This is a genomic window from Rhodococcus ruber (assembly GCF_016804345.1).
Classification (GTDB): domain Bacteria; phylum Actinomycetota; class Actinomycetes; order Mycobacteriales; family Mycobacteriaceae; genus Rhodococcus; species Rhodococcus ruber.
In genome coordinates this window covers 4,156,436-4,169,164 of sequence record NZ_CP044211.1, presented here as the reverse complement: position 1 = coordinate 4,169,164, position 12,729 = coordinate 4,156,436, and the positions used below count along the sequence as shown (strand labels likewise).

At 72.1% G+C, this 12,729-nt stretch carries 1 protein-coding gene (running past one end of the window); it reads left to right on the top strand.

The features are described from left to right. Nucleotides 1–12,729: the 3' portion of a non-ribosomal peptide synthase/polyketide synthase gene (locus tag F1734_RS19180; RefSeq protein ID WP_203010921.1), read on the top strand. Its footprint begins 16,818 nt before the window's first position; the window shows 12,729 of its 29,547 coding nt (coding positions 16,819–29,547); the start codon falls outside the window, past its left edge; it ends in the stop codon at nt 12,727–12,729.

The following is a 12,729-nucleotide window of genomic DNA, read 5'->3' as shown; positions in this document are numbered from 1 at the left end:
CTGACGTCCCGCTCCCGGTTCCTGCACATCATGTCGCCGAGCTTCGACCCATCGGTGATGGAGTGGATCGCGGCGTTCTCGCAGGGCGCGACGCTGGTCGTCGTGCCGTCGACGATCATCGGCGGCCCCGACCTCGCGGACCTGTTCCGCACCGAACGCCCCACCCACACCATCATCACCCCCGCGGTGATCGGCACCGTCGACCCCGACGGCCTCGACAGCCTCGAGGTGGTCGTCGTCGGCGGTGAGGCACTGCCGCCGGAGCTGGTGAACCGGTGGGCGCCCGGCCGCACGCTGCTCAACGGCTACGGCCCGACCGAGGCGACCGTCATCTCGACCTATGCGCACGTTCTGCCGGGAGACCCGATCACGATCGGCGGGCCCGTGCGCGGCACGACCGCCCTCGTCCTCGATTCCCGGCTGCGCCCCGTCCCCGTCGGCGTCGCGGGTGAGCTGTATCTGTCGGGTGCCGCCCTCGCCCGCGGCTACCACCGGCGTTCGGTGCTCACCTCGGAGCGGTTCGTCGCCGATCCGTTCGCGGCGGACGGTGCGCGGATGTACCGCACCGGCGACATGGTGCGCTGGCGTGTCATGGACGACGACCGGCTCGAGCTCGAGTTCGTCGGGCGCAGCGACTTCCAGGTCAAGGTGCGTGGATTCCGCATCGAGCTCGGCGAGATCGACTCGGCGCTGACGTCCCACGAAAGTGTGGAGTTCGCGGCCACGCTCGGCCGCACGACACCCTCCGGCGGCACCGTGCTCGTCTCGTACGTGCTGCCCAAGGCGGGCGCGACGGTCGACACCGCCGCGCTGACCGAGTTCGTCGGCCGGTCGCTGCCGGCGCACATGGTGCCGTCCGCGATCGTGGTGCTCGACAAGATCCCGCTGACCCCGGTCGGCAAGCTCGATCGCGACGCGCTGCCCGAGCCGGAGCTCGAGGAACGCGAATTCCGTTCCGCGAGTACCGACCTCGAGGAGATCATCGCCGAGGTGTTCGCCGAGGTGCTGCGCCTCGACCGGGTCGGCGTCGACGAGTCGTTCTTCGCGCTCGGCGGCGACAGCATCGTGTCGATCCAGCTGGTCTCGCGCGCCAAGGCCCGCGGTGTCGTGTTCACCCCCCGGGACGTGTTCGAGCGGCGATCCGTCGCCGGGCTCGCCGAGGTCGCGACCCGCACCACCGCGGGGGAGGGCCCGGGCGGTCTGAAGGAACTGCCCGGCGGCGGCGTCGGGGAGGTCCCGCTCACCCCGATCATGCGTGAGGTGCTCGGCTGGGGTGGCGGCTTCGACCGCTTCTCCCAGTCGGTGGCGGTGACGTTGCCGAAGGACATCGACCGGGACGTGCTGGTGCGCACCGTCGGCGCCGTCGTCGACCACCACGACGCGCTGCGGTCGATCCTCGAGCACGACGCCGACGGCGCCCCCGCGCTGCGGGTGCGGGCCGCCGGCACGGTCGACGCCGACGAACTCGTCACCCGCGTCGAGGTGCCCGCCGACATCGACGCCGCCGCGCTCACCGCGGTCGCGTCACGCGAGCTCGACGCCGCGCTCGACCGGCTCGCGCCCACCGAGGGACGCGTTCTGCGGTTCGTGTGGTTCGACTTCGGACCCGGCGACCGCGCCGGCGTGCTGCTCGTCGTCGCGCACCATCTCGTGGTCGACGGCGTCTCCTGGCGGATCCTGCTGCCCGACCTCGCCGTCGCGTGGGGTCAGACGGCCGCGGGACAGGACGTCGCGTTGCCGGCCGTGGGCACCTCGCTGCGCCGCTGGGCCCACGGTCTGGCGGACGCGGCGCGCGCGCCGGAACGCCGGGCGGAGCTCGAGCTGTGGCGGTCGGTGCTCGACGGACCCGATCCGCTGCTCGGCGCTCGTGCGTTCGACCCGGCGGTCGACGTCGCGTCGACCGTGCAACGGCTGGAGGTGACCGTCCCCGCGGCCGACACCGAGTCCCTGCTGACCTCGGTGCCCGCGCTGTTCCACGGCAGCGTCAACGACGGGCTCATCGCCGCTCTCGGCCTGGCCCTGATCCGGTGGCGACGCGACCGCGGCATCGACGCGACGTCCGCGCTGCTGAAGTTCGAGGGCCACGGCCGCGAGGAGACGGTGGTGCCGGGCGCGGACCTGTCGCGCACCGTCGGCTGGTTCACCAGCGCCCATCCGGTGCGGGTGGACCTGACCGGTATCGACGTCGACGACGCCTTCGCCGGTGGCACCGCCATGGGATCCGCCGTCAAGGCGGTCAAGGAACAGCTCCTGGCGATCCCGGACAGGGGCATGGGCTACGGCCTGCTGCGCCACCTCGACCCGGTCGGCTCGCAGGTCCTGTCCGGCTACACCACCCAGCCGCAGGTGAGCTTCAACTACCTCGGCCGGGTGTCGGCGGCGGACGTGCCCGAGGAACTCGCCGCGATCGGCTGGGTTCCGACGGACGCGCTCGGTGGGGTCGACGCCGCCCTCGACGCGGACATGCCCGCCAACGCCGTCGTCGACATCAACGCGATCGTGTCCGACGGTGCGGACGGACCGCAGCTCGCGGCCGGATTCGCCTACCCGACCGGACTTCTCGGCCCGGACGACGTCGAGTCCCTCGCCGCCTACTGGGTGGACGCGCTCGCGGCACTGGCCCGGTACGCGAGCGAGCCCGGCGCCGGCGGACTGACCCCGTCGGACGTGCCGCTCGTGTCGGTGACCCAGCAGGACCTCGAGGCGTGGGAGGCGCGCTTCCCGTCGGCGACCGACGTGTGGCCGCTGTCGCCGCTGCAGTCGGGCCTGCTCTTCCACGCCCTCATGGACGAATCCAGCGTGGACGTCTACACGATCCAGGCCGTGCTCGACCTCGACGGCGTGGTCGATCCGCAGCGGCTGCGCGGCGCGGCGCAGGCGCTGCTCGACCGGTACCCGAACCTGCGGACGGTGTTCGTCAACGACGCCGCCGGTGCCGCGGTGCAGGTGGTGCTGTCGGATGTGCGGGTGCCGTGGCGCGAGGCCGACCTGTCGCAGCTCGTCGCCGACGAGGGCGTGCGCGCGACGGTGCCGTTCTGGCGGGAGGAGCAGGCGCGCCGGTTCGCGATGGACGAGGCGCCGCTGATCCGGTTCGTCCTCGCGTCGCTCGGCGGGGGCCGCTACCAGCTCGGCGTGACCGTGCATCACATCCTCGTCGACGGCTGGTCGATGCCGCTGCTGATGCAGGACATGATGATGCTGTACGCCACCCGCGGGGACGAGTCGCCGCTGCCCCGGGCCCGCTCCTACCGGTCGTTCCTGGCGTGGGTCGCCGAGCGTGACCTCGACGCCTCCCGCGCCACGTGGGCGCGGGTGCTCGACGGGTTCGAGGAGCCGACGCTGCTCGCCCCGGCGACCGACCGGCACCCCGGTGCCGAGGGCGCCGACCGCGTACGGCTGCTGCTCGACGACGACCGCACGGCCGAGATCGCCTCGGCCGCAGCCCGGCTCGGGGTCACCGTCAACACCCTCGTCCAGGCGGCCTGGGGTGTGCTGCTCGGCCGGTCGACCGGACGCGACGACGTCGTCTTCGGCGCCACCGTGTCGGGCCGGCCGGCAGACCTGCCCGGTGTGGAGTCGATGGTGGGCCTGTTCATCAACACCCTGCCGGTGCGGGTGACGTTCGATCCGCAGGAGCCGATCGAGCGGTTCCTGCATCGTCTGCAGCGGGAACAGGCGGAGCTGCTCGAGCATCATCATCTGGGACTCACCGAGATCCAGCGGGTCGCCGGGCCGGCCGTCGCGTTCGACACCCTCACGGTGTTCGAGTCCTACCCGCTCGACGAGAAGGGGCTGGCCGAACAGGCGGCGTCGATCGACGGCATGTCGGTCACCGGTGTCGGCACGAACGACGCCACCCACTACCCGCTGAGCCTGTTCGTCCACGTCGGATCCGGCATGGAACTCGACCTGCGTTACCAGCGCCGGCTGTTCGACGCACGGCAGGTCGAGACGCTGCTGTCGCGGTTCGTGCGCGTCCTCGAGACGATCGCCGGGCAGCCGGCGCTGCCGGTCGGCGACGTCGAGCTGCTCGACCCGGCCGAACTCGAGCAGATCCTGCACGGGTGGAACGCCTCGGACCATGCTCTCGACGGCACCGAGTTGTTGCTGTCCCGGTTCGGGGCGCAGGTCCGGCGCACCCCGGATGCGGTGGCGCTGGCCTACGAGGGGGCCGAGCTGACGTACGCCGAGTTCGGCGCCCGTGTCAATCGGCTCGCGCGGCACCTGATCTCGCAGGGTGTGGGACCGGAGTCCCTGGTGGGCCTGGCGATCCGGCGGTCGTTCGACCTGCTGGTGGGCATGTACGCGATCGTCGAGGCCGGCGGCGCGTGGGTGCCGATCGATCCGGATCACCCGGTCGACCGCGTCCGGCACATCCTCGACACGGCCGATCCGGTGTGCATCGTCACGACCGCCCGCGACGAGTTCACCGTCCCCGACGGACTCACCGTCGACGCCGTCCTGGTCGACGAGCTGGACCTGTCGGCGATCTCGGATGCGCCCGTCACCGATCGGGACCGGCGGGCGCCGCTGCGCCCGGACAACACGGCCTACGCCATCTTCACGTCCGGCTCGACCGGCCGGCCCAAGGGCGTCGCCGTCACCCACCGCGCCATCGTCAACCAGACGGCGTGGATGCTCGACGAGTTCGAGATGACGGCGCGGGACGTCTACCTGCAGAAGACGGCCACGACGTTCGACGTGTCGCTGTGGGGCTTCTTCATGCCGCTGAGCGTGGGGGCGAAGCTGGTCGTGGCGACACCCGACGGGCATCGTGACCCCGTCTACGTGGCGGACGTCATCGCCCGCGAGAAGGTGACGATCACCGACTTCGTGCCGTCGATGCTCACGGTGTTCGCCGCCCACGTCGACCGCGAGTCGTGCACCACGCTGCGCCGCATCTTCGTGATCGGCGAGGCATTGCCGCCGGAGACGATCGAGGGCGTGCGGCGCATCAGCACCGCCGCGATCGACAACCTCTACGGCCCGACCGAAGCGGCGGTGTCGGCGACGTTCTGGCAGGCACCGGCCGACGGACCGGTCGACGTGGTGCCGATCGGCGTCCCGGAGTGGAACGTGCGGGTGCTGGTCCTCGACGGCCGGCTGCGGCCGGTGCCGGTCGGTGTCCCGGGTGAGCTGTATCTGGCGGGCGTGCAGCTGGCACGCGGCTACGTCCGTCGCCCGGACCTGACCTCCGACAGGTTCGTCGCGAACCCGTTCGGGGCGCCGGGGGAGCGGATGTACCGCACCGGCGACCTGGTCACGTGGAACGAGGCGGGGGAGCTCGAGTACATCGGCCGCACCGATTTCCAGGTCAAGTTCCGCGGTCAGCGCATCGAGCTCGGCGAGATCGAGACGGCGTTGCTGGCGCACGAGTCGGTGAACCAGGCCGCGGTGCTGGTCGTGCCGACCCCGACCGGCGACCAGCTCGCCGGGTATGTGGTTCCCGCCCCGGGCCGCGAGGTGGATGCCGGCGAGGTGATCGAGTTCGTGTCGCGGACGCTGCCGTCGTACATGGTGCCGGCGGCGATCGTGGTGCTCGCGGAGTTCCCGCTGAACACCTCGGGCAAGCTCGATCGCAGGGCGCTGCCGGCACCGACGTTCGCCGCGCGTGAGTTCCGGGCACCGACGACCCCGATCGAGGAGATCGTCGCGGGCATCTTCGCCGAGGTGCTCGGCGTGGAACGGGTCGGTCTCGACGACGACTTCTTCGCGCTCGGCGGCAACTCCCTGATCGCCACCCAGTTGGTGGCGCGTCTGGGTGCGGCGCTGGATTCGCGGGTGCCGGTGCGGGTGCTGTTCGACGCCTCCACGGTCGAGGCGCTCGCGGCGCACGTCGAGCAGCACGCCGGCTCCGGCGGGTCGGTGCCGCTGGTGGCCGGGCCGCGGCCGGATCGGGTCCCGCTCTCGCTCGCGCAGCAGCGCATGTGGTTCCTCAACCGCTTCGACCCGGAGTCGGCGGCCTACAACCTGCCGGTGGCGCTGCGGCTGTCGGGCCGGTTGAACGTCGCCGCGCTGCAGGATGCGATCCGGGACGTGTTCACCCGGCACGAGGTGCTGCGCACGGCGTACCCGGAGACCGAGGACGGCGCGGTCCAGGTCGTGCTGCCGGTGACGGCGGTGGTCCCGGACCTCACGCCGGTGGCCACCAGCTGGGACGAGGTGGCCGACCGGATCCGCGAGCTGGCCTACACGGGGTTCGACGTGACGTCGGAGGCCCCGATCCGGGTGCGGTTGTTCACCGTCGGCGAGGACGAGACGATCGTCGCGTTCGTCGTGCACCACATCTCGGCGGACGGCTCCTCGATGGGGCCGCTCACCCGCGATCTGGTGACGGCGTACGTGGCCCGGTCGACCGGCAACGCCCCGGACTGGATGCCGCTGCCCGTGCAGTTCGCCGACTACGCCCTGTGGCAGCGACGGGTGCTCGGCGACGAGAACGACCCGGCGTCGGTGGCCGCGAAGCAGGTGACGTACTGGAAGCAGGCCCTGGCGGATCTGCCGGACCAGCTGGATCTGCCGACCGACCGGCCGCGGCCGGCCGTGCAGTCCTTCGCGGGCGGCAAGATCGACTTCACGATCGATGCCGATCTGCACCGGAAGCTGGTCGAGCTGGCCCGCGGCCGGGGCGCGACGTTGTTCATGGCCGTGCATGCCGCGTTCGCGGTGCTGCTTGCGCGGCTGTCGGGCACCGAGGACATCGCGATCGGTACGCCGATCGCGGGTCGCGGTCAGCGTGAACTCGACGATCTGATCGGCATGTTCGTCAACACGCTGGTCTTCCGTACCCGGGTCGAGTCCGGTGGGTCCTTCGCGGACCTGCTCGATCAGGCGCGGGAGCGGGACCTGCAGGCCTTCGCACACGCCGACGTGCCGTTCGAGCGCCTGGTGGAGGTGCTCAACCCGGAGCGGTCGACGGCCCGGCACCCGCTGTTCCAGGTGGGCCTGTCGTTCCAGAACCTCGCGACGACGAGTCTCGAGTTGCCGGGACTGACCGTGTCCGGTGTGGACGCGGATCTGCAGACCTCGCAGTTCGACCTGCACCTGGTGGTCACCGACCGGTACGCCGACGACGGTGCTCCCGAGGGGATCACGAGCGTGCTCACGTACGCCACGGATCTGTTCGACGAGCCGACCGTCGTGGTGTTCGCCGAGCGGTTCGTGCGGGTGCTCGAGGCGGTCGTGGCGGATCCGTCGGTGGCGCTGGGGGATATCGAGATTCTCGAGGCGGCCGAGCGGGTGCGGGTGCTCGAGGCGTGGAACGAGACCGGTCACGAGGTGGATGCGTCGGCGACGTTGGTGGATCTGTTCGACGAGCAGGTGCGGCGGGCCCCGCAGGCGCCGGCGTTGGTGTTCGAGGGGCAGGCGCTGAGTTACGGCGAGTTCGATGCGCGGGTCAATCGCCTTGCCCGGCACCTGATTTCTGTCGGGGTGGGGCCGGAGTCGACGGTGGCGCTGGCGATGCGCCGGTCGGTGGAGTTGCTGGTGGGGATGTACGCGGTGGCCAAGGCCGGCGGTGCGTATGTGCCGCTGGATCCGGATCAGCCGGCCGAGCGGACCGGGTACGTCCTCGAGGTGGCGGCGCCGGTGGTGGTGCTGACCACCGGGCGCGACGGGTTCGAGGTGCCGGGACAGACGATCCCGATGCTCAGCCTCGACACCCTCGACCTCGGTGAGCTGTCGGGTGCTCCGGTGGCCGATGCGGAGCGGCGGGCGCCGTTGCGGGCGTCGAACACGGCGTATGTGATCTTCACGTCGGGGTCGACGGGTCGGCCGAAGGGTGTGGCGGTGCCGCACGGGGCGGTCGTGAACCAGTTGGTGTGGAAGCGGGCGGAGTATGCGCTCGGTGCCGACGATGCGGTGCTGCTGAAGACGGCGGCGACGTTCGATCTGTCGGTGTGGGAGTTCTGGTCGGCGCTGGTCTGTGGTGGCCGGGTGGTGATCGCGGCGCCGGACGGGCACCGCGACCCGGGTTATCTGAACACCCTGATGGCCGAGCAGTCCGTGACGACGCTGCACGTGGTGCCCTCGATGCTCGAGACGCTCCTCGTCGACGGCGAGGACCGTCTCCCCGCGTCGGTGCGACGGGTCCTCGCGATCGGTGAGGCGTTGCCGGCGGCGACGGCGGGTCGGTTCCTGGCGCACAACGCGGCCCGGTTGGACAATCTGTACGGTCCGACGGAGGCGGCGGTGTCGGTGACCTTCCACGAGGTCGACGACGCCGCGGGTGTGTCGGTGCCGATCGGTGTGCCGGAATGGAACTCGCGGGTGTTCGTGCTCGACGGGCGGCTGCGGCCGGTGCCGGTCGGGGTGCCGGGTGAGTTGTATCTGGCGGGTGCGCAGCTGGCCCGCGGTTATCACGGGCGGGCGGATCTGACGGCGGAGCGGTTCGTCGCGTCCCCGTTCGGTGCCGGTGAGCGGCTCTACCGCACCGGTGACCTGGTGCGGTGGGATGCGGCGGGCCGGCTGGAGTACGTGGGCCGCACGGATTTCCAGGTCAAGGTGCGTGGTTTCCGGATCGAGCTCGGCGAGATCGAGGCCGCGCTGCGCGGACTCGACGACGTGCGGGACGTGGCCGTCGTCGTCCGCGACGACGACCGGGTCGGACCCCAGGTGATCGCCTATGTCGTGCCGCAGCCCGGCGTCGTGCTCGACGTCGCCGACGTGAGCACCCGCCTCGGACGGGACCTGCCGTCGTACATGGTGCCGGCGGCGTTCGTGGTGCTCGAGGCGCTGCCGCTGAACGTCAACGGCAAGCTCGACCGCAAGGCGTTGCCCGCGCCGGTGTTCGAGGCGCGGGAGTTCCGGGCCCCGACCACCGTCACGGAGGAGGCCGTGGCGCGGGTGTTCGCCGAGGTCCTCGGTCTCGAGCAGGTCGGTCTCGACGACGACTTCTTCGCCCTCGGCGGCGACAGCATCGTCTCGATCCAGTTGGTCTCGCGCGCGAAGGCCCGCGGCGTGGTGTTCACCCCGCGGGACGTGTTCGAACGCAAGACCGTCGCGGGGCTGGCGGAGATCGCCACCCTCACCGGCGGTGCCGAGCGCACACTGACCGAACTGCCCGGCGGCGGCATCGGGGACGTCCCGTTGACTCCGGTGATGCGTGCAGCCCTCGAGGCTTCCGGCGACGTCGATCGGCTCGCCGTGTCGACGGCGGTGACCCTGCCCGCCGGCGTCGACGCCGACGCGCTGGCCGGTGCGGTCGGCGCGGTCGTCGATCACCACGACGCGCTACGCGCGATCGTCGAACGTGACGCCGACGGTGCCGTCACCCTGCGGGTGCGGGCCCCCGGCACCGTCGACCCGGAAACCCTGCTGGCACAGGGGGAACCGGCGCCCGGCGTGCCCGACGACCTGCAAACCCGCGCCGAGCGGGCCCTCGCGGCGGCGGTCGAGCGACTCGACCCCGCCGCGGGCCGGATGGTGCAGTTCGTCCGCATCGACGACGGGCGCGGCGAGACGTTGCTGATCGTCGCCCACCGTTTCGTCGCCGACGACACGTCCCGGCGCATCCTGATCGCCGATCTGGCCGCCGCGTACGACGCTCTCGCGGCCGGGCAGCCCGTGGTGCTGCCGCCGGTCGGGACCTCCCTGCGCCGCTGGGCGCACGGGCTGGTCGAGGCGGCCGGCCGCACCGAGCGCCGAACGGAACTCGACCGGTGGCGGTCGATCCTGGACACGCCGGACTTCCCGATCGGGGACCGTCCGCTCGATCCCGCCGTCGATGTCGGCACCACGGTCGAGCACGTGCACACCACGGTGCCGGCTGCGGACGCGGAGGCACTGCTCGTCGCGGTGCCCGAGCGGTTCCACGGCACCGTCCGCGACGGTCTGGTCACCGCGCTGGGTCTGGCCCTGGTGCGGTGGCGCCGGGACCGGGGCATCGACGAGACGGCCACGCTGCTCGAGCTGGACGGGGACGGACGCGACTCCACGGTGGTCCCCGGAGCCGACCTGTCTCGGACCGTCGGATGCCTCACCATCTCCTTCCCGTTCCGTGCGGGATTCGGAGGGATCGACGTCGACGACGCGTTCTCCGGGGGACCGGCGATGGGCGCCGCCGTCAAGGCGGTCAAGGAACAGCTGCGGGCCCTGCCCGACGACGGTGCCGGCTTCGGTCTGCTGCGGTACCTCGACCCCGACTCCGCCGGGGATCTGAGCGCTCCGCGGCCGCAGGTCGCCCTCCACTTCGGCGAGCCGGTCGCGTCCGTCGAGGGCGGCGCGTGGTCCCCGACGGCGGCACCCGGCGACCGGACCGTCCGTCCCGCCGGGACGCCGGTCACCACGACCGTCGACGTCACCGCGACCGTCTCGTACGGACCGGACGGCAGGCGGCTCGAGGCGCACTTCGGCTTCCCCGCCGGGGTGGTCGAGCGCTCGGAGATCGAGGAGCTGGCCCAGCACTGGCACGAGGCGCTCTCGGCGCTGGCCCGCCACGTCCGCGGGCCGGGCGCCGGCGGCCTGACCCCGTCGGACGTGCCGCTCGTCCCGGTCGCCCAGCACGACCTCGACGTGTGGCAGTCGCGGTACCCCTCGGTGACCGACGTGTGGCCGCTGTCGCCGTTGCAGGCGGGACTGCACTTCCACGCGCTCATGACCGAGGCGAGCGTGGACGTCTACACGATGCAGGCGGTGCTCGAGCTCGGCGGGGCGGTGGATCCGCAGCGGCTGCGCGCCGCGGCGCAGGCACTGCTGGACCGGTACCCGAACCTGCGGACGGTGTTCGTCACCGACAGCGGCGACCCGGTGCAGCTGGTGCTGGGCGACGTCGAGGTGCAGTGGCGGCACGAGCACCTCGGCGACCTCGCCGAGGACGCCCGCGACGCCGAGCTGGCCCGCGTCCTGCGCGACGAGCAGGTCCGGCGCTTCGACCTCGGCCAGGCTCCGCTGATCCGGTTCCTGTTCGTCGACGTGGCCGAGGGTCGTTCGCTGCTCGCGGTGACGGTCCATCACATCCTGCTCGACGGCTGGTCCATGCCGGTCCTCATGCAGGACCTCATGGCGCTGTACGTCACACGCGGGGATGTCACCGCGCTTCCCGCCGCCCACTCCTACCGGGAGTTCCTCGAGTGGCTCACCGAACAGGACCGGGAGGCGTCGCTCGAGGTGTGGGCGAAGGCACTCGCCGGTGTCGAGGAACCGACGGTCCTCGCCCCGTCGGTGCGCCGACCGGACGCGGACGCCATCTCCTCGGTGCACGTGGTGTTCGACGAGGAACGTGCCGCGGCGGTGTCGGCCCTGGCCTCGAGCCTCGGCATCACCGTGAACACCCTGGTGCAGGCGGCCTGGGCGGTGCTCCTCGGCCGGATCGTGGGTCGTTCCGATGTGACCTTCGGTGCCACCGTCTCCGGCCGCCCGGCCGAGCTGCCCGGCGTCGAGTCGATGGTCGGTCTGTTCATCAACACCCTGCCGGTGCGGGTGGACACGGACGACGACGAGACGATCGCGCAGCTGCTGCGTCGCGTGCAGGCACAGCAGGCGGACCTGCTCGGCCACCACTACCTGGGTCTCACCGAGATCCAGCAGCGGGCCGGCGGCCGGATCGGCTTCGACACCCTGCTCGTGTTCGAGTCGTACCCGATCGACCGGGCTGCCCTGTCGGCGGCCGCGACGGACCTCGACGGGATGACCGTCAGGGACGTCCGGCTCGACGACGCGACGCACTACCCGCTGACCCTGCTCACCCTCGCGCAGTCGGAGATCGTGTTCACCTTCAAGTACCTCGAGCGGTACTTCGACGAGTCCGAGGTGAACGTGCTCTCGCAGCGGTTCGTGCGGGTCCTCGAGGCATTCGTGGCCGATCCGCAGGCCGTGGTGGGAGACATCGACCTCATGGACGCGGCGGAGCGGGCGCACCTCGTCGCCGAGGCCGAGCCCGCGGCGGCTCCGGTCACGAGCACCGGCCGCACGCTCGCCGCGGTGCTGGCGAACGTGGTCGAGGAGGATCCGGAGGCCCCGGCCGTCGCCGTCGACGGCACCGAGGTGCCGTACCGCGAACTGGACGCGCGGTCCTCGCGGCTGGCGCGGGTGCTCGTCGCGCGGGGTGTCGGTGCCGGCGACGTGGTCGCCGTCGCCGTCCCTCGGTCGGTCCGGTCCGTGGTGGCGCAGTGGGCGGTCGCCAAGACCGGGGCGGCCCTGCTGATGGTCGATCCCGCCGACCCGGCAGCCACGATGCCGGACCCGGCCCGGGTGACGCTGGGTCTGACGGTGACGGGCGTCACCGGCCTGCCCGCCGTCCCGTGGCTGCAGCTCGACGACGAGGAGCTGCGTGCCGAGCAGGCGGCGCAGGCCGCGCACCCGGTCTCCTACGCCGACCGGCTGCGCCCGGTCGAGCCCGAGAGCCCGGCCCTGGTGACCGCGACGCGCACGCTCACCCAGGCGGAGGTGATCGACCGGATCGGTGAGCTGCGCGAGCGGTACGGCCTGACGTACGAGTCGCGCAGCGCCGCGGTCGGCTCGCCGGCGGCGGAGGGCGGGGTCCTCGAGCCGCTGCTGGTCACGGCGACCGGCGCGACCGTCGTCGTGGTGCCGGAGGGCGCCGACTCGGGGGAGGCCCTCGACGCGGCCCTGTACGACGAGTGGGTCACCCACGCCCACCTGACCGCCGACGCGCTCGACACCCTCGAACCCGGGGGACTCGAGGATCTGGCGGTGGTGGTCGTCGTCGACCGCGCACCGGACGAGTTGCTCGAGCGGTGGCGCGCGGCACATCGGGTCGTCGTCGTCTGA